This is a genomic window from Acidovorax sp. NO-1, assembly GCF_000238595.1.
Taxonomy (GTDB): domain Bacteria; phylum Pseudomonadota; class Gammaproteobacteria; order Burkholderiales; family Burkholderiaceae_C; genus Acidovorax.
Genome location: NZ_AGTS01000074.1, coordinates 1 through 18,986 on the forward strand (window position 1 = coordinate 1; position 18,986 = coordinate 18,986).

The following is an 18,986-nucleotide window of genomic DNA, read 5'->3' on the forward strand; positions in this document are numbered from 1 at the left end:
TTGCAGACACCGAGCCGATCCTTCAACCTCGGTGACCAGCAGCGATGATTCGGAATCCGGCAAGTCAGGACACCTTGCGCAGCGACCTCCTTCGGCATAGCCTACCGCGATGCCAGAAACGGACAAACTCTTCCCCGAGTACCAGCTCCTGTCCTGGCTGCCTGACGAGACATTCTTCAGTCTGGTTAGCCGTCATCACCAGCTTTGGGGGCATGTCACATCTGCGCAAACCTGCCAACTGATGTTCGGCAGCGCACGTGCTGGTGTCCACCATGATTTACCCAACAGTCTTGGTGCCTTCGCGCAGCGCACGGATGCATTGCTGGGTGAGGTCGATTCCATTGCGAGAGAGCGGACATTGCTCAATTTCTACGCGGCCTTCGCCCCGCCAAACGAGACTGCCAACGCCGTCGCATGTATGTCTGGTGCCAGTGTGGCCCATCTGAAGCTGCGCCTGGGTATCCTAACAAGCCGGTTTCGCGCCAACCATCCCCTCAAGGCCTGCCCGCAATGTATGGAGCAAGACCTCCGCGAGACTGGATGGGCCTATTGGCATTTGAAGCACCAGTTCCCGGGTATGTGGATCTGTACGGCACACCAGCAGCCGTTGCTTCAATCAGCCCTTAAAGCCAATGGAGTCGAGCGCTTCCAATGGCACTTGCCGCGCTTGGCTGACTTGCATTCCGCAAGCGCGAAGTCCCCCGAAACAGCTTCGTGCTCTTTGTTGTTGAGCCTTGCAGAGCTCATTGAACATCTTGTTCAATCAGGAGCATTCCAGCCACTGCTGTTGAGAGATCTGTACGAGGTCTACCGCGAAGAATTTCGGGCGCGTGGATGGGTTGCTGGTGCCGCAAGCTTGCGCACTGGACAGATCGCGACAGCCTTCCTCAGCTACTGCGAGCCACTCAGACGCATTCCGGAGTTTGCGTCGCTCGCCCAAGACGAGGAAGCGATGGCGACGCAATTGGGTCGATTGCTGAGGCCTCCTCGCTCGGGAACCCATCCCCTCAGGCACCTGCTCCTTATCCATTGGCTATTCGGCACTGCACAACGGTTCGATCTCGCAATGAAATCCAAGGGTGTTCACACCCAATCAACAGTCCCAAACACAGAGTTGCCTGGATTCCCCGTCATTGACCCGCGAATGACCCACCTGCATCGTCTCATTCAGGAAGCGGGGCAATCGGTGCGCAAGGCAGCGAGCCTTGCTGGAGTTGACCCGCAAACAGCGCTCATCTGGGCTGCAAAGGCAGGGATAGCGATTTCACGTCGACCACAGAAGCTGTCCACAGATGTGCGTGCTAAAGCCATCCGGGAGCTACGCAAAGGGGCTGACAAAGAACAAGTGGCATCTCGAGCCGGAGTCTCTGTCGGGACCGTCACCCGTTTGCTGCTCAGTGAGGAAAAGCTGCATGCTGACTGGTCTGAAGCGCGAAGGGAAAAAGCGAGGACCCATGCTCGAAATCTTTGGCTTGAACTGTTGCAGTCCTCAGGAAATCTTGGGGTCAAGTGGATGCGCAGCATGGATCCACGCACCTATGCGTGGCTCTATCGAAATGACCGCGCCTGGTTGGACACTCACAAACCGGATCCACTTCCTGAATCCCAGCGCTCCCGGCCGCCCTCAGTGGATTGGGTAGCTCGAGATGAGCGACTATGCATCCTGGTTCGTGAAGCAGCATTGCGCCTGATGGAGGAGCAGGGCGTCTCGCGCATACACCTCTGGCAGTTGTGCCAGCAAATACCTGACCTGCGGGCAAAGCAGGCCCAATTGCCCCGATTGCCGCGCACTCTTGAAGCCATCAAGGCAGCTCTGAGTGCCCATCTACCGTCCCAAGATCTTTTTCGCTGAGACCCATCCTTTGTCTATGTCGCTTCGCTCTTGATATGCATATATGCAATGAGTTATGCTTTATGCATGATTGAATCGGAAATCAGAGCACGCGCAGCAAACGCTCGTCGTATTTGTTTGGCCCATGGAATAGCCCAAGCGGACATTGCCGCCCACGTAGGGGCCAGTCAACCTCAGGTCAGCCGCATCCTCAAGGGAGAAGGCGTCAGAGCCTCACGTTTGTTTGAAGAGGTATGCCTTTTTGTGGAGCGCTTCGAGGGTGGTGTCAGCGCCGATACCGTTCGCAGCAATCGAGAGCTGATTGAGGCCCTTCAGGCCACTTGGGATGGCTCTGCGTCACATGCCAAGGCATTGGCTGCCGTGATTCGGTCCCTGGCGATTCTCAAACCCGCTTGATCTGAAACGGAGACAGCTGATGAACATGCTTGTGCAGCCTGCGCCATTTCCAGAAGAGATGGACCGTGGCTACTTGGGGCGGATCATGCGGGTCAACGGATACCGCACTCCGAAGGACGCGGTGGAGGCGATGGCTGCGCATTTTGGTGAGGAAGGACGGTCACGCCGCGACCTGACAACGCACGAGCTTCTCAGCAGGATGGCAGGGATGACGACGGAGCACTTTGCGCAACGGCACACCACGCTGCCCTTGCGCAGGGGAATCACATCCTATGTTCCCAGCCTCATCCATGGGAGCAAGGAAAGAAAGTCCCTGCTGCACAACAGCGCGAGCCTGCGTAAAGGCCAACCAGCGTTCTTCTGCAAGGAATGTGTCAAGGCAGATGTCCACTTTCATGGAGCGAGCTACTGGCGGCGAGATCTGCAGACCCCAGGTCAAATCTGGTGCCCCAAGCACGAAACACCTTTGTACTTCATCACATCTGATGACCCCTTTCTGGCATCCCCAGCGATGTCTATTGATGAGGCCGCACAGATTCCGCAGGAGTGGGTAAAGCCTGCTATCAAAAATGCTTATGTTGCTCGATTCATTGAGCTAGCTGCTTCTTTGTACGATCGGCCAAGTCCACTGGATGTCGCGCTCATCGCTCCCTTGCTCAGGGATACAGGAAGTGCGCAAGGCTTCAAGGTCAACGCCTCATCTAAGCAAGGAGCGTTGATCAGCGACCACATGAAAGCTGTGTTTCCACCCCAGTGGTTAAGCACTGTGTTTCACGAAGTAGTTGAAAAATCACAGGGTGAATATCTTCATCAGGTAGATGGGACGCTATATCTGCGCAAATCGGCGTCGTCTGTGATTGCCTACTTGTTGGTGTTGTCTGTCTTGTTCGAGAGCGCGGATACAGCCATCAATGCATTGGCGGGCGTCTATGGCGGTGGCGTGGTACCTGCCCCTCATCGAAAGCCCATCAAGCGCAGTGTTCCTGCAATAGATGAGCTTGTTGAAGGTTACGCAATCGCGAAGGGCGTGCATGCTGAGGTCGCCCGACTTCTTGATCTGCCCGTTTACGTGGTTCGTAAGAGCCTTTTGGAATTGGGTCTTCCGAGCCTTCCTGAATGGACTCCCGCATCCGAGGTCGGTCCTGTCGCTGCCTTGAGAGCTTTCTACCTGGGTAAGCGCTCCTATGCGTCATGTTTGGAAATCTCCGGCCTAAGCCCAGGACGTTTTGATGCACTGATGCGTCAATGTGGACCAGCACTTGCGCTTGCTCTTGACCGGATGAGTCCTAAAACAAAGGACCGGCCAAGAGCGCGTCGGGTCAAAGGTCGACTTCCTTCAAACCAAGAGCAAGGGGCTGTGCTGGCGACCCCTCAATTGCGCGAAATGTTGCTCCAAAACTGAGCCCAAAAACTGTGGTCCTGCGGAGAAAGGTCTTCGTACATTGACAGCCGTCCTGGGTCATTGCTGTGCAACGCAGCAACGGCCTGAGCCACGGGGGCCAGATAGGTGTCTGCAGCCACCTTGAAGTCACCAAGGCGAAGATCGTCATCATTGCGCTCGAACGCCACCCGGTGCGCGGCAATCCAAAGTGCAATGATCAAACGTTGAACGCCAGCAGTTTTTTCTAGGACGAGATCACCCAATTCTTCATTGATAGCTATTGGGCGAGCGACGTACTGGTAGTGGCCGAGTCTTGGCAGAAAGTGCTGACGGAACGCCGCATCATGATCTCCCCAGAAGTGCTTGAAGGCGTGGTACCCAGAGGTGACGATGCGTTCCGTATTGCTCAAACGCTTGGTCAGTGCACCGAAGCCGTCCGGCGTACCTGAGACCAGCAACGGTATCTGCCATTCGTTCAACGCCGTCAGAATCCACTTGAGGGACTGATCGTCAATGATGCGCAGCTCCGGCTGTGGTTCACCCGGTTTTCTCTTGCTTCTGGACTTGAGTGGAGGAAGCTTGAACAGGTTCTGAATCTCATCCAGGTGCAGAAGACCCAGAAAATGGCTGGAAGCAACCTGACGCCATTCATCCAGCATTTGTGGTCCATTGCGCCATTCGCCAGCCAGTGTCTTGTCAAAACGGGTACTGCCTGTTGCCTTTTTCCATGCCGTCATCAGCGCCGCTGCGAGATCGGTGGCCTTGCCACCCGCAGGAACATCCAGCGAGAGCCAGACCACCTGCTGCAAGCCATTGACCATCCGGAAAAATGAAGTGTGCTGGATAGTTTGAGGGAATGTGGAAAGGCATCTGCGAATCGCTTGTGTCTTGCCCGAGCCGGAAACCCCTACAACTGCGGCTCCGTAGGTTGGCGCCGTTACAGGAGGCCTATAGCGGGCCTCCTCGCCGCTGATCATGCTCCATGTACTGGATGACGAGGGTTGCAGATGGTGGTAGTTCTGCCGGATCATCATGTCCATCGTCTCGTACAACTGCAGTTCCTCCACGCTGGGGACGTGCAGATCGCGCACACTCATCAGCATGTGTAGGCGGACGTGGCGCGGAATAGACGCGATGTCTTTGGGGGGGCGAGGCGGAAACTCGACCAATGCCTTGAGTGTTTCAGGGCGTGAACGTATCGGTCCAAGCTGGGCGATGAGCGAATTCCCTGCGTATGGATCGTGCACGGTGGCGGATTCAGAAGCACGCTTAGTCATGCATGACCTCCGCATCCATGGCTTGGAAAAGATCACCCATCATCGCGTCATAGTTGGTTTTGGACTCAGCTCGTGTCTTGGCAGCACCTCGGACTTCGCCTACCATCAATTGACCGGCGAACTCGTTTTCGATTGCGCGAGCTTCACGGATCGTTGGCGTGAGTCCACGTGCACGTTGACGGGCAGCGCGTGTCTCCTCAATGGCCTGTTGGCGGATAAGCTCCATGCGGTGATAGCCAAGCACCGCATCTTTAACGCGCTGATGTTCAACGTCAGCAGCCTTGAGCTTCTGGAACGCAAAAGCGTCAACCACCTCGTCATGGGTCAGCTCCGGAGCAGCCCGAGAATGGTCTGAGATCGTGAGATCAACCAGACCATTTCCGCTTTCGTACGGAGTCCAGATGCGTGAAACTGAGCCTGGGTAGTACTGCGCCGGGATTTCCCAACTGCCCCGGACTGATCGTGCGCGAGTTGTCCATTGCTTAGCTTCTACGACCGGCGCGCTATAGCGATTCGTGCGGAAGACGACACCGTTTCGCGTGACGCGTGCATCGCCCGTGGGGAGCAGTTGTGTGATTAACTCCGCGGGCGACTGTGCGCGAGAGAAGCCAATGCCCATGGCATGCCCCCAACGCCACAGCCCTGCTGGGCTAGGGAACACTCCCTGCGCGATCATGTGTGCATCCAAGCGCTTGCGTCGGTCTGCAGTCAGATTGTAGATGTAGAAGCACTCGTGGAGAAACTGCATGTAGCGACGGACGGACATCGTCGCAGCCGCTGGGTTAGATCGGCGCAAGTCGTATTCCTTCCTTCTCGCATCCATCGCGCCTGGAATGAAGTGGTACTGCACGTTCTTCATGATGCGGTGCATGACCTCCACCACGCCCTTCAGATCGGGACGGAAGGGCGCGGTGTAGCTGAGAGTGGTGAGCAGTTTCATGCCCGTGGCCTTTGCCCGCTTGGACAGGTACTCGCCGCGATCGCAGAGCAGTCTTGCTGGCAGGGTAGGGGCCGGGAACAGCGACTGGCGCATGTCGTGACCCCACAGATCGCTCATCAGGTTGGACGATGCGACTGTGTTGAAAATAGCGACTTGCGCGGTGTCCCAACTAGGCCCTGTAAGACAGACATAAAAACCCACCACAGCCGTGGAGAAGACGTCCACGATGACATACACGATGGGGCGACCGATGATCCAGTTGGGATCAATAGACGATCGCAAGTACACGTCCCCGATGGTTGAGTCGATGGCGTACATCAGCCCGGGGCCTTCAGATCCCTCCCAGCTGTAGCCCGACAAGCCGCGGAGCGCACGTTCGAAATGACCGCTGCTGGTTTTTTCGCGGATTCGGTAGATCTCCTCGATGTCTTCCGTCAGAACCCGCTTCACCTGTTGGTAGTTGGGGTACTGGCCTTTTTCAAGATCGATTGCGACAATGTTCCCGTTGTCGTCATAGCGCATCGCCGTGGTGAACTGGCTGGCGATGATGCGTTTATGGCGCTCCGGCATCGACGGCTTTGGCGTTGCAATGCCTTTGTCTGCCATCATTATTTTTGCGCGCCAGACCGTGCTCATCCCTGGCTGAACAGGTTCACCCCAGCATCCGTAGAGCAGTTTCGAGAGTCGCTGAGAAAATGTCTTTCTCCCAGCCTTCTTTCTGGTGCTGCTTGCTGACAGATCGCGTCGTTTCCCGGGGGCGCCGCACTTGTCCCAGCGGGTGCGGAGACTTGTTTTGGTGAGACCAAACGCGCACAGAATGGACCAGAGTTTGTAGACGTACGACTTGCTGACTTTGTGTTGTTGAGCCGTCTCGCTCACTAGGTGACCCAGATTTCCGTGGATCTGAACGGATTCCTTGAGTTTCTCGTTGTCAAGGAACTGCTCCATCACCCTGCAGCGCTTGTCGAAAGCACTTTGCGCGCTTGGTTGATCAATCGGTGTGTAGTACAGACCGGGAAGCTCAAGGCTTATGGAGATCAGCTCGTGCGAATCCAAGAGTTCAATAAGGTCTTTTCGACAAACTGCGTGCAGGGTACCGACCAACGATTTCTGGTGGACTCTTTTTTTTCGCTTCAGTTTCTGGTCTTCAATGCGGGGTCTACCTCCTCGAACCTTTGTCTGCGGGGAATCTTGCTTGATCAGAACGCAATAGGTGGTGTCTGTGGAGGAATCATCCACGATGATCCGAAAGATGCCTTCGGGTAATCCCAGCGCCTCCGTGGTCAACTTGAACGCTTGGTTGTGCATCAGATGCATGCCGACCTCCGCGCCAGAATTGGGTTGAGGGACACGAACTCTTTCTGCGAAATCAAGCTCAGGGGGTGGTGAGGCCTCCAGCCGCGTCGCAAATCCACAGGTAGTAGACCGCGCCAGATCGATTGCCAAAGTGCCCGCTGCGCTTGATGACGGTGCGTTTCTCCTCCCAAGAGGTCAGTCAGGTGCTGGACGATGTCAGAGAAGGCAAGCCAGGGAGCCGAGCGCACCACTCTGCAAGCCAGCTGGATTTCTGAAATGTTTGCTGGCTCATCGAAGCCCCAAGGTGAGCTTCTGCGCAGGGTAAGACCAACACTCTTTTCGTACTGTTCGGGCGTGATGAGGATCCACTCCACGCCCCGGAGATTCCAATAGGTTTTCTCCAGGCGGAGCAACTCTTTGGCCCGTTTTGTGAGAGTGCTGGTCGGTTTGCACGAAACAGCAAGCAGCATCAGACTGCCGCTTTGATTGCGTATGACGAGCAGCAAATCTGTTGTGCTGTTCCATACATGGGTTTCGTCGCCGTCTTTCAGCGCAGGGTGCTTGATACCCAGATTCCCGGCGATCTCTAATGTTCCGGGGAATTGCGTAACGCCACAGCCGATTTGCCACCGAGAGAGATCATGCGAGGCGGAGTCCTGGCTGATCGGAAACTGCTCAGCAAGATCGATCAAGCCTGGAACCAGGCCAGCGAAGTTCAAGCCCCCCCATTCCTGGTCAGACAGAAGCTCCCGCTGTCGATCCATCCAGACGATGAGGTGGGAGCGTCCCTTGCTGGAAGGATCGCCGCGCGAAACTCTGTGCCAGGGGACGTAGTCTGTGTAAGTACCGGTACCTCGGCCTTCTCTCTGAAAGCGTTCGAGGACTTTAGGCGTGAAGCGTTTTTCCGTCCTCATGGCGTCGCCTCCAGTTTGGGGGAGGCGACGCAGAAATTGGGCACCAGCGCTGTATGCGGACGCTTGGCCACACCGTTGTCGGGCCTATTCCGCTGATTTGGCGCACCTCTGGAGGCTTTGCACGGACGCGCCAATGCCTCACGGCGATTGGTGATTGTTTGCATGAATCTGACCTTTAGGTTGTTCGCCTGACAGGCGCGAACAAATCCACCACCCAGGGGTCAGATCGGTTAATCTAGCGTTGCGAACCGCGAAGACTTCGGTCTGAGCTCCCTCGACGGCGGGGCTTCTGAAAAGGGGTCCTGCCGTTTCTTATTTCATCGCTATGCCTCCTTGCAGGAGCTGTGCCCTGATGTTGTTCGCCTGCGTGGGCGAAAGTTGATGGCTCATGCAGGCGATGTCTCTGAGGAGAGAGGCCACATGCTTTGGTGTTGTCTTGCCTATCTTCAAACCTAGCGACTGCCTTTCCCGCGCCGCCAAGTCAGATAGGGTGGCTTGTTCACTGGATGACGCTTTCAGGGCTCGCCCGATGCTGAGCACGTACTTGTCAGGTGGCGGGGGACGTCGACCGTTCTCTATTTCACTGACCATCGAAGCCGGCAAGCCAACCGTGGCGGCTAGTCGCCGCTGGCTCACAAAGGCTCTTTCCCGCAACTGAAAAAGTAGCGCTCCGAAAGTGATGGATGCGTTGCCAGGGGTCATGGGGTGCCGAGTGTCTCTGTCTCATGGCTCTGGCGAAACGCGACCGTCAAAACGACCAGCAAAAGCACCAGTGGTCCATGAAAAGTCGACAGCAATTTCTGGCAGAAAAAGACTGTGGTAGTTGCGTCATAGTTGCATGACGCGGTGCGTAAAGCTACCTGATAGCTGACAAAGCCGCTATGCAATTTCCCATGAAATCCAGCTGCGTGAATTGTGTTGACAGTTTTTGATTCGCGTCATTTGATACATGAGTCCCTTGAGGTTCGCGCGCGGTTGACCTCTCGGGGTTCTGCTCCCCCCTCACATATTGGCTGATGCTTGACCATACCCCCGAGATCCCTGTGGCGCAGTTGATGCGGCAGCGTGCGGGAATAAACCATTTCAAGAAGGTGCTGCTTGGCAATAACCATTGCCCCGGTGAGCCCCAAACCCGGCTTGTGATGAACGAGATCGAACGGTTGTTAGAAACGAGTACTTTGGATCCTCGCACGTGGCAAAACTGGTTTCACCCAGAGCCGCCGCGAGCACGCTCTGATGCAATCGCCTGCTTGGATCAATGCGCCGCTGAGTTGCCAAACCTGGGGACAAAGCGGCGGAACTTCTATCAAGAGCTAATGGTCGGCGGGCTGGTCCGCCAACTTCTAAAGCCGACGCAGAGCAAGTCGCCAGAATCCGCCTTACGGCAAAGAGCCCGCGAATACATCCCGATCACCAACTTGCACTTGCACTTTGACGCCGTCGATGTGGCCGCGCTAGCTGTCGGCAACGGCTCTGTGGACTGGGAAACTTTGAAGGCCATTGCCGCCGAGCGGCTCATGGAGCTTCTTCACTTGCTCTGGAGTCCACGTGCGGGCCGGATCTATTCAACTTTCTCCTCGGATCTGAAGCTAAGTTGGGATATCTCAAGTGATAGCGAGCGCGTCGAGATGAGGCGCGTTTTGGATAGTTTCTCCCCACCAGCGTTTGACGCGTGGATGGATAAGCCGCCGAGGCCTGATGCAGAGACCCTGTCGGATCTGAGAGACCTTTCTGCGAGCCAGGTGCATCGGATACTTTTTGGACTTGCGGCCGACACAGAATTTCTTCGCGCGGATAGATTGGAGGCATGGAGTCTTGATTTATCAAGTGCAACGCTCGCTCTGCACGCATTTGCATGGGCGAATCGATATGAAATATTTGTCCATCACGTAGAGCCAGAAGCGATCTACTTGGATGCGCTGGAGTCACTCTTCTATAGAGATGGCGACGCTGAAGATTTGCTCCAATTTCTTTCCCGTGCCCATGAATTGGGGCGGTTTGCGTGGACCCCGGGGTCTTATGAAAAGCTCGTCTGTGCGAGGTCAACGTACGAAGCCTTTTTGTCGGATCTTGGCGTCTCGCCTGCGATGGTGAGCGCTGCGATCATGGGCTGTGAAGCAGCGCATCCCATCATTGTGAAAAAGAATTGAAACGCGCAAGCTGCGTCAGATATTGGTATCTGTCCGAAAGTAGGTTTTCCCGTGAACGCAGCTACTGAGGACCGACGTTCAGAGCGTTCACGACCGCCAGGAACAAATGCCCGCACATGAAAAGTCCACACTATGAATCACTGGGAAGGCGGATGCGGGAGTACCACCGCATGCACCCCTGGCGCCTGTCGGAAGGCGGCCTTTTCATCCCCCATGCCTATTGGAATATGACGGAGACAAGCCTGTCGTGGTGGGACGATGTGGGCTTCATCCTCAATGGACGACGCATCATCGTCTGGTGGCGACACCCTCGGCATGTCTACTGGGAGCAAATCGAGTCGCAGGCCTGGGAAGAGGCTGGAGACGATCCCCATGATCGCTGGCTCTTTGAAGGTGGCACCAAGAACTACAAGAAGGTTGGAAAAACCGGCAGGCGCAAGAAGCTCAGTAGCTACACCAGTCGCGAGCCCTCAGAGGCGCAGCGAGACTACTACGCCAAACTCTTGGAAATCGAGAAGCGACTGTGCCAGGAAGGCATTGACCTGGAGGTTCGCCCGTCCTGGAAATGGCAGCGCCTGAGCTGGGCCATGGGGGTGAGCCTGGTGGCGCCGCTGGAAGTTCGAAACGAACGGGAAGTTGCACACTTGGCACACTTCGCGCGCCAACTCATCCTGCGGAAAACCACTCTGAACAATGAGTTTGCGGGCTTTGTGTACGACAAGGCATCCTGGCTGCACGATCAAAGAATCGCCCCCACCTCCTTCAATGCCGATATAGCCCCGCTTGCGGGCAAGCGTTGAGGTGGTTCATGACTTCCAACGAAGACATCACCTCCCTCACCGCGCTCGTGCAACGCATGGTTGATGAGTCAGGTAACCCGCAGGGCTTTGATGCGCGGGCCTGGCTCGACCACTGGTTGGTGAGCGCCGTCCCCGCACTCGGCGGCAGGCGCCCCCTGGATGTCTTGAAAGAGCCCGCTGGCCTGGACCTGCTGCGCGGCGTGCTACTGAATGCCCAGTCCGGCACATTCTCTTAAGCACGGGCGCCTTTCCATTCGGCGAACCAGTCATGCCCCCCGAGCACAATCCCCCCTGCGTTCCGGCATCCACGCCCCGCAGCGGGGAAGTAGTCCTCTACCTGGACCACGATGGGGTGGTCCACCACGAGAAGGTGCTCTGGCATACCGGCAAAGGCATCTACATGAGCCCATACGAAGCTCCAGGACGCACCTTGTTCGAGTGGCCTCCCATCCTGGAGCAAGCGCTGGAGCCCTACCCGGCAGTGGTCCTGGTGCTCAGTAGCACCTGGTGCATTCGTCCCGGGTACAGCGCCACGCTTAAACGCCTTCCGACATCCTTGCGCTCCCGCTTCATAGGCGGGACATACCACAAGGGGGTACATGGCGTGGATCCCTGGAATCAATCCATGTTTCGTGGAACACCCCGGGGAGTACAAATCCAGCAGGACGCCCAGCGCAGAACGCCGCGCCACTGGATCGGGCTCGATGACGACCTCGAAGACTGGCCAGAGGCGTATCGGCACCACCTGATCGCCTACCATGGAACGAAGGGTCTGTCCGATCCCAGTGTCCAGTGTGAGCTCGAAGAACAGCTACAACGCTGCCATTCCACCCCGTTCACCCCTGGGTGATCTCCGTGTGAGACTGCCCATGCTCTCTGCCCCATCTTGCTGACGAAGCATTCGGAAAATCACACAAGGACAGATATGCCTCTGAATCAAAGAGCCGTCAAACGCCGCGGTGAACCCACTGGAACGACCGTCATAGATCGCCACTACCGATTCGCTTTGCCGAAGGAGATGGACTGGAAGGTCGGAACCCGGGTGTACTTCTCCATCATCAAGAGTGTCGCCGCCCGAGGCAAGTCAAAAGGGTTCGTCATCAGCAAGAAGCCGGGGCCAGTGTGGAAGGGGCGGCTGTTCTCTGGGCGAGTGCGGCGCAACGGCTTTGCTCCGTTGGCCAGGGGGCACAAACCAATCGGCTGGCGCCGCCCCAAAGGGCCAACAGTCCCCTGAAGAGAGCATGCCCTGCAGCAGCTCGACGTGGGATTTGGGATCTTAGAGGGTGCAACATTCAATATGGAGCCGATATGACGATGGACCGAACCAACTATCCAGGGGTGCCAGAAGACTTCCCTGTGACAGCAACCGTGTCAGCTGTTTCTGGCGCCCAGCCCAAGATGAACCTGGTCGAGGAAGGTGGCAGGTTCTATGCGCCGGGCACGTCGCCGTGCGAAGTTCTGGCGGTCTTCCAGATGTGTGACGACCTGGTGTCGCAGATGGTCCCGTACTGCCAGAGGAAGCTGGCGACCTACGAAGGCAATCAAGAGACGACGGTCAAGGCTGCGCTGAAAGGCTTGCTGGCCAAGCAATGGTGCACCGATGCGCAGTGTGTGTGGATCATGCGCAGGGTGGTGGATGAGCTGCAGTGGGCGGTGGGTGATGGCGCCTTTCAATCCGACCAACCCGATGGCGTCTGAAATCGCCAAGGAGAAGTGTCCGATTTCTTTTCGGTTGATTGAGCCCGGGCTATACCTGTCGTGCGACATCCCGCCACAACGTACGGCCTATCCCCCCCCACATGAAATACCCATGACTGACCTACTCGTGCTGCCACCACCTAAACGATCTCGCTCCCGGCGCCTTCGCAAGAAGCTGCACATCGGCGAGTTCCAAGTGCTGGGATTCGACTACGAGCTGACTTGGCGCGTGGCACCGTCGATCGATGTGCAGGATCGGTTCATCGATCAGTTGCTCGAGGACCTCGTTGTACCCCGAGCGCTGAGTCTGGGCGGAGGGGGCAATTGCGGTTTCGTGGTCGCGCGTCGCGGGAGCGTCACGGACGCTGATCGCGCCGCCTTCGAGAGCTGGCTCGGGCGATGGCCGGATCTCGCTGAGATCAAGGTCGGCCCTCTGCGAGATGCCTGGTACAACGAGGCGTCTTGAGCGCCCGCTCTTCGACCTCGAACTTCAGGGGACACCTCTGAACGACCAAACCCAGGAGTGAAGCATGGGTCATTCAAGTATCTTGGGGTGAATACATCGGGGTCGCACGACGTTCGCGTGGGCCACGGTCCAGCATGCGTGTCCGACTCCCGCCCGTAGGTGCTCAGCGGCGCACTTTAAACAGGTTGGACGGTCGCCAGCGGCAAGAACAGGGTTCTCGATGAGTTGGGCAGAGCGATGAAGTCATGATGCCGGTAGAAACTTGCCGCCGCATTGTCTTTGGCATCAACCATCCCTCCTCGTCAAGAGGGTGTTGAGGCGACGCTTACTTTGCAGCAACTTGGGGATTCGCCGCAAGTTCACTCAGGGGTTACCAATCCGACTTCACGTCGGTTCCGTGCGCGGCTTCACACGTCCGATGTCTTCATACACGTGCTTCGTCTCTAAGAACTCCAGCATCGCTTCGGCCCCGTGCAGGCGGCCATAGCCGCTAGCACCGAAGCCGCCGGTTTCCGCTTCGGGCAGCAGCTTGTTGTGGGTGTTGATCCACACCGTGCCGCTGCGCAGCGCGCGGGCAACGCGGCGCGCACGCGCGCCGTCGTGCGTCCACACGCTGGCCGACAGCCCGAAGCGGGTGGCGTTGGCGCGCGCGACCGCTTCGGCTTCGTCACGGAAGCTTTCCAGGTTGAGCACCGGCCCGAAGAATTCCTCCTGCACGATTGGCGAGTCGAGCGCGCCGACCTGGACCAGGCTGGGGCCGATGAAGGCGCCGCCCGCCAGGCGCCCGCCGAGCACTTCGCCGCGCACGATGACTTCGCCGTAGTGCCGCGCCTCGTCCACCAGGCGGTCGATGCGGTCGCGGTTGGCGACGTCGATCAACGGCCCCATCTGGCTTCCGGCCTCGGTGGCCGGGCCGACCGCGATGCTGCGCATGTGCGCGGCCAGGGCGTCGCGCAGCGGCTCCAGCAGCGACTCGTGCACCAGGACCCGGTCGAGCGCCGTGCACTGCTGTCCGGCGGCGATGGTGGCGGCGGCGACCAGCTGCGGTGCGATGGCGGCCGGGTCTGCATCCGCGAACACGATGCCCGGCGCCTTGCCGCCCAGCTCCAGGTTCAAGCGCTTGAGCGTCGATGCCGCGCTGGCCATGATGCGCTGGCCGACCGGCACGCTGCCGGTGAAGCTGATCACATCGACATCCGGGGAGGTGACCAGGGCCTCGCTCGGCTGGCTGCTGGTGCAGCTGTAGAAGTTGATGACGCCGGGCGGCAGCTCCGGAATCTCGACCAGGCAGCGCAGCAGCTCGGTCTGGAACAGCGCTGCCTGCGGCGCCATCTTGATGACGCTGGTGCAACCTGCTGCCATCGCGGGCGCCAGCGAGCGCACCAGCAGGATGGACGCGGCGTTCCACGGCACGATGATGCCTGCCACGCCGGCCGCTTCGCGCGCGAGCACGGACAGCGTACCCGGCTCGACCTCGGTGGTGCGGCCGAAGATCGTGCGCGCCAGTCCTGCGTAGAAACGGATCTCCGACACGGTGCCGGCCAGTTCCATCTGCGCCGGCTTCAACAGCTTGCCGGTCTCCTGCGCCAGCAGCAGCGCCAGTTCGCCGGCGCGACGCTCGACACGATTGGCGAATTCAAGCATCACGGCCGCGCGCAAGCGCGGCGCATGCGCCCAGTCGCTGCGCAGGAAGGCGATGCGCGCGGCGTCGATCGCCGCTTCGGCAGTGGCGATTCCGGCGTCCGCGAACTGTCCGAGCACCTTGCCGGTGCTGGGGTCGACGCTGTCGGCGACCGCGCGGCCGCCGACAGCGGCCCACTGCCCGGCTATCCAGGGTTGAGCGGTGGCATTCATGTTGTCCTCTCTCCGATTGTTGAGCTGCAAGGGGATATCTCGGGGACGGTCAATGCATGACCGAACCGCCGTCCACCACCACCGTTTCGCCGGTCATGAAGGCGCAGTCGTCGGACACCAGGAACAGCAGCGGCTTGACCAGGTCTTCCGGCATCTGGTCGCGCTTGATCGCGCGGCTGGCGAGCACCGGGCCGGTCAGCTTGTCGCGCATGTCGGCGTTCTGGATCACGCCTTCGCTCAACACGAGGCCCGGTGCGAGCGTGTTGACGAGGATGCCGTCGCCGCCGACTTCGCGCGCGATCGCACGCGTCAGGGCCAGGATCGCGCCCTTCGACGTCACGTAGTGCAGCAGGTTGGGCGTGCCCTTGAACGGCGTGCCGGAGGAAATGTTGACGATGCGGCCGTACTTGTGGGTACGCATGAACGGCACCACGGCGCGCGCACACAGGAAGGGCCCGCGCACATTCACTGCCATCACCTTGTCCCACTCGGCGACGTCGATTTCCTCGAATGGCTTGAGCTGCAGCGACGCGTACACTGCGGCGTTGTTGACCAGGATGTCGATGCGGCCGAAGTGTTCGGCCACGGCCTGCGCCATTGCACGGGTCGAGGCTTCGTCGGCGACGTTGACGGTAATCGCCATCGCGCAGCCGCCGGCGGCTTCGATTTCCTTGGCGACCGGCGTGCAGTCGAGGATATCGGCCACCGCCACGCGTGCGCCTTCAGCCGCCAGTGCGCGTGCATAGGCCGCACCGATGCCTTGCGCGCCACCGGTGACGATGGCGACGCGGTCCTTCAATTTGCTCATGGTGTTCTCCGTTGAATGATTGTGGCACCCACACACGGTGGGCGCGTGGTTTGCTTACTGGATCAGCGCGGTGACCAGATAGGGTTGCCAGGCCAGCAGCACCAGGATTGCCGCGGTCGCGATCAGGAACGGTGCCAGCGGCTTGAGAATCTCGCCTGGCGACGCCCCGGTGACGCTGGACGCTACATAGAGCGCAGCTCCGACTGGAGGCGTCAGCAGCCCCAGAGTGAGGTTCACGCAGATCAGCAGGCCGAAGTGATACGGATTGATTCCATACACTTGCGTTGCGACCGGCAGCAGGATCGGCACCAGCAGGATCAGCGCGGCGATCCCGTCCAGCACGCAGCCCACGCCCAGCAGCAGGACCATCACCAGCATCAGGAAGATGAACGGATCGGAAGTCATCTGCTGCAGGATGATCGCGATCTGTTGCGGCACCTTTTCAAACACGATGACCCAGCCGAACACACCGGCTGCGGCGACCAGGACCAGCACGACGCCGGTGTTGATCGCCACCCGCAGGAGCATGTCGCCCATGCGGTCGGTCTTGATGTCGCCGTGCGCGAAGCGGCCGACGATGATCGACATCAGCGCGCCTACTGCGGCCGCTTCCGTAGGCGTGGTGATGCCGCCCAGGATGCCGCCGATCATCACTGCGGGAACCGACAGCGACGGAATGGCGGACAGCACGTTGCTCACCTTTTGCTTCCTGGTCAGACGCTCGCCGTCGGGGTAGCGATAGCGCATGCCCAGCAGTGCAATCACCGCCATGAAGGTAAAGCCCAGCAACAGGCCGGGGATGATGCCGGCGATGAACATGTCGCCGATCGACACCTGTGCCAATACGCCGAAGATCACGAACAGCATCGACGGCGGAATGATCGGCGCCAGCAGCGCGCCGGCACAGGTGGTGGCGGTGGCGAAGCCGCGCGAATAACCCTTGCTCACCATCTCCGGCACCATCACCTGGGACATCACCGCGGTCTGCGCATTGGCCGAGCCGATGATGGATGCCAGGAACATGTTGGCGACGATGTTGATGTAGGCCAGCCCGCCGCGCACGTGGCCGATGAAGACCGAAGCGAGTGCGATCAAGCGGCGCGTGATGCCGCCTTCGTTCATCAGCTCACCCACCAGCATGAACAGCGGAATGGCGATCAGGCCGTAGTTCTCCATGCTGCCGTACAGCACCTGGGGAAACGACAGGTACAACACGGTATTGCCGCTGAGGTAAATGTACGCCAGGGCGGTGGCGGCCAGCACCAGCGCGATCGGCACGCCGAAGGCCAGCAGGACGGCAAAAATAGCTGCGATAGACATCAGTCGAGTCCCCTTGCGCCGGACGACGCACTCAATTCCTTCAAGGCCGCGGCAGGCGTCGCGGCCGTCTTCAACAGATTCGAGAGCGCATGCACGAAGGTCGTCATCGCGGCGACCGGCACGATCAACCAGAACCAGAATTTCTTCATGCCCAGGGTGTTGGTGGTGTCCTGGTACATGAAGTTGAAGGTTTCCCCGGAAAATTCCTGGAAGTCGAAACCGACGCGTGCCAGCGCAACGGGGTCGAACCATTTGATGCACAGGTAGATCAGGATGCCGGCGAAGGTGAGGATGATGACGTCGATGAGGATTTTCATGCTCTTCATCAGCGCAAGCGGTACCGCGTCGACCAGCATCGTGACGGATACGGCGGTACGGGTTTTCAGCGTCAGCGACATCCCGATCATGGCGATCCATACCATGCAATGGATGGCGAGTTCATCCATGAAATAGATGGGAGAGCGAAATGCGCGGCCGATGGTATTGGCGATGATCATCAGGGGCAGTGCGAATGCCAGCAGGCGCACGGCGCCGCGTTCGACGCGCAGGATGCCATCGCTCAAGCAGTGAATGACTTGAACCACGAGAACTCCAATTCAGCGAGGGGGCGGGCGATCCGACAGGACCGCCCGAGCGCAAGAACCGTGACCCGGTCTTACTTGATGGCGGCGACTTCCTTGCGCAGGTCAGCCAGGACAGGCGCGCGCTTGAGCCAGATTTCTTCCCACTTCTGCGGAACGTCGCCGAAGAACTCGGGACCGGCCTTCACCACCTTGATTTTCTTCGTGCCTTCGATGTTCTTCAGCATTTCGGCCTCCACCGAGGTATAGGTCGAGAACAGGCTGTTGAGGTGCTTGCGTGCGGAGGTGGCAATCAGCTCGCGGTCGGCGGGTGTCAGTTGCTGCCACAGGCGTCCGGAAATCAGGCCGACGACGGGGAACATCATGTGGCTCGAGTGCACCAAGGTGTTGCCGCGCTCGAAGAACTTCATGCGCCACACCAGTTCGGCATCCGCATCCACGCCATCGACCTGGCCGTTGGCCAGCGAGTCGTACACGTCGGTCAGCGGCATCGGGGTCGAAGCGGCACCCAGCAACTGGTAGAAGTCACGCACCGGCGGGAACGGCGTGATGCGCATCTTACGACCCTTCAGGTCGGCACCGCTATTGGTCGGGAATGCATTGAGCATCAGGCGCATCGATGCAACGCCGTAGCCCAGACCCACTGCGCCGACTTCACGCGGCAGACGCTCGAGCATCTTTTGGGCGGTGGGGCCGTTGAGCAGGATTTCGGCCTGGCGGTAATCCTTGACCAGGTACGGTGCGAACAGCACGCTCATGTCCGGCACGCGGTTGGTCACTTCGGCAACCGTCATGAAGGCCATGTCGAGCGCGCCGGTCTGTAGCTGCTGCATCATCTGCGCTTCGCTGCCCAGCTGGCCGGCCGGGAAGGTCGCGACCGAATACTTGCCGTTGGACTTTTGCTTGAGCTCCTCGCCCATCGCGGCGGCGGCCTTGGTCCACTCATGGGTGGCCGGAACGATCAGGCCTACCTTCAATTCCTTTGCTCCGGCCGCAGCGCTCAGGGTCGTGCCCAGCGCAACGGCGAAAATGGTCAGCAGCTTCTTCAATTGCATTGTCTTCTCCTTGGATTGGTGAGCGCGTGATGCGCTCTTTGCGTCGTTTCTTGTTTCGCCGTGCATCACGAAAAAATACCGCGGCTCTTTATATGTATCCGACTTTACCGGGCCGCCCTCTCGCGGGCATTGGCCCAGGCTCTGATTTTTTGCCATAGAGTCTGGATCGATGTGCAACCGCAGCATCGCCCAGCGCAA

The 18,986-nt window shown here is 58.9% G+C and carries 18 protein-coding genes and 1 pseudogene; 9 read left to right on the top strand and 10 right to left on the bottom strand.

The features are described from left to right. The first annotated feature begins 109 nt into the window (after positions 1–109). From KYG_RS08560 to KYG_RS23695, 3 genes are all read left to right on the top strand, one after another. Entirely contained in the window at positions 110–1,852 is a 1,743-nt protein-coding gene (locus tag KYG_RS08560; protein WP_008904472.1) for a TnsD family Tn7-like transposition protein, read from the top strand. A 66-nt stretch (positions 1,853–1,918) separates the two neighbouring features. Next, the gene (locus KYG_RS23690; RefSeq protein WP_008904473.1) at positions 1,919–2,248 is read left to right on the top strand and encodes a hypothetical protein; all 330 of its coding nucleotides are present in this window, start codon (positions 1,919–1,921) and stop codon (positions 2,246–2,248) included. A gap of 19 nt (positions 2,249–2,267) precedes the next feature. Beyond that, on the top strand, positions 2,268–3,650 hold the full coding sequence (locus KYG_RS23695) for a TniQ family protein (RefSeq protein ID WP_085942535.1): 1,383 nt from the start codon (positions 2,268–2,270) through the stop codon (positions 3,648–3,650). Here KYG_RS23695 and KYG_RS08565 read toward each other — a convergent pair. From KYG_RS08565 to KYG_RS23700, 4 genes are all read right to left on the bottom strand, one after another. Next, on the bottom strand, positions 3,620–4,906 hold the full coding sequence (locus tag KYG_RS08565) for an AAA family ATPase (protein WP_050813823.1): 1,287 nt from the start codon (positions 4,904–4,906) through the stop codon (positions 3,620–3,622). The two genes, KYG_RS23695 and KYG_RS08565, sit on opposite strands and share 31 nt — an antisense overlap. Beyond that, complete coding sequence (locus tag KYG_RS08570) at positions 4,899–7,163, bottom strand: DDE-type integrase/transposase/recombinase (protein WP_008904475.1); 2,265 nt, start codon at positions 7,161–7,163, stop codon at positions 4,899–4,901. Before KYG_RS08570 ends, KYG_RS08565 begins: the two co-directional genes overlap by 8 nt. Then, positions 7,154–8,056, bottom strand: a complete 903-nt coding sequence (locus KYG_RS08575) for a TnsA endonuclease N-terminal domain-containing protein (protein ID WP_008904476.1) — start codon at positions 8,054–8,056, stop codon at positions 7,154–7,156. The genes KYG_RS08570 and KYG_RS08575 overlap by 10 nt, the downstream gene beginning before the upstream one ends. Positions 8,057–8,368: 312 nt before the next feature. Then, the gene (locus tag KYG_RS23700; protein ID WP_008904477.1) at positions 8,369–8,758 is read right to left on the bottom strand and encodes a helix-turn-helix transcriptional regulator; all 390 of its coding nucleotides are present in this window, start codon (positions 8,756–8,758) and stop codon (positions 8,369–8,371) included. A 314-nt stretch (positions 8,759–9,072) separates the two neighbouring features. On the opposite strand from KYG_RS23700, the gene KYG_RS08580 reads away from it, so the two are divergent. From KYG_RS08580 to KYG_RS08605, 6 genes are all read left to right on the top strand, one after another. Next, complete coding sequence (locus KYG_RS08580; protein ID WP_008904478.1) at positions 9,073–10,206, top strand: hypothetical protein; 1,134 nt, start codon at positions 9,073–9,075, stop codon at positions 10,204–10,206. A 116-nt stretch (positions 10,207–10,322) separates the two neighbouring features. Continuing rightward, positions 10,323–11,006 (top strand): hypothetical protein, encoded by a 684-nt coding sequence (locus KYG_RS08585; protein WP_050813824.1) that lies wholly within the window; start codon positions 10,323–10,325, stop codon positions 11,004–11,006. Positions 11,007–11,014: 8 nt separating this feature from the next. Next, positions 11,015–11,242: an antitoxin Xre/MbcA/ParS toxin-binding domain-containing protein gene (locus KYG_RS08590; RefSeq protein ID WP_008904480.1), complete on the top strand. Its 228-nt coding sequence runs from the start codon at positions 11,015–11,017 to the stop codon at positions 11,240–11,242. 32 nt (positions 11,243–11,274) lie between these two features. Next, the gene (locus KYG_RS08595; RefSeq protein ID WP_008904481.1) at positions 11,275–11,856 is read left to right on the top strand and encodes an HAD domain-containing protein; all 582 of its coding nucleotides are present in this window, start codon (positions 11,275–11,277) and stop codon (positions 11,854–11,856) included. Between the two features lie 518 nt (positions 11,857–12,374). Then, the gene (locus KYG_RS08600; protein ID WP_237707232.1) at positions 12,375–12,704 is read left to right on the top strand and encodes a hypothetical protein; all 330 of its coding nucleotides are present in this window, start codon (positions 12,375–12,377) and stop codon (positions 12,702–12,704) included. 112 nt (positions 12,705–12,816) lie between these two features. Continuing rightward, a complete protein-coding gene (locus KYG_RS08605) occupies positions 12,817–13,170 on the top strand; it encodes a 50S ribosome-binding protein YggL (protein ID WP_008904484.1) in 354 nt (117 codons plus the stop codon). Between the two features lie 176 nt (positions 13,171–13,346). On the opposite strand, the pseudogene KYG_RS25090 reads toward KYG_RS08605, so the two are convergent. From KYG_RS25090 to KYG_RS08630, 6 genes and pseudogenes are all read right to left on the bottom strand, one after another. Continuing rightward, positions 13,347–13,463: pseudogene (locus tag KYG_RS25090) on the bottom strand (GNAT family N-acetyltransferase); the annotation flags it as partial. A gap of 91 nt (positions 13,464–13,554) precedes the next feature. Further along, complete coding sequence (locus KYG_RS08610) at positions 13,555–15,024, bottom strand: aldehyde dehydrogenase family protein (protein WP_008904485.1); 1,470 nt, start codon at positions 15,022–15,024, stop codon at positions 13,555–13,557. Between the two features lie 49 nt (positions 15,025–15,073). Continuing rightward, positions 15,074–15,832, bottom strand: coding sequence for an SDR family NAD(P)-dependent oxidoreductase (locus tag KYG_RS08615; RefSeq protein ID WP_008904486.1), 759 nt, complete (start codon positions 15,830–15,832; stop codon positions 15,074–15,076). A gap of 54 nt (positions 15,833–15,886) precedes the next feature. Then, positions 15,887–17,152: a TRAP transporter large permease gene (locus tag KYG_RS08620; RefSeq protein ID WP_008904487.1), complete on the bottom strand. Its 1,266-nt coding sequence runs from the start codon at positions 17,150–17,152 to the stop codon at positions 15,887–15,889. Then, complete coding sequence (locus KYG_RS08625) at positions 17,152–17,715, bottom strand: TRAP transporter small permease (RefSeq protein ID WP_008904488.1); 564 nt, start codon at positions 17,713–17,715, stop codon at positions 17,152–17,154. Before KYG_RS08625 ends, KYG_RS08620 begins: the two co-directional genes overlap by 1 nt. Positions 17,716–17,807: 92 nt before the next feature. Then, positions 17,808–18,788: a TRAP transporter substrate-binding protein gene (locus tag KYG_RS08630; protein WP_008904489.1), complete on the bottom strand. Its 981-nt coding sequence runs from the start codon at positions 18,786–18,788 to the stop codon at positions 17,808–17,810. Positions 18,789–18,986: the final 198 nt, after the last annotated feature.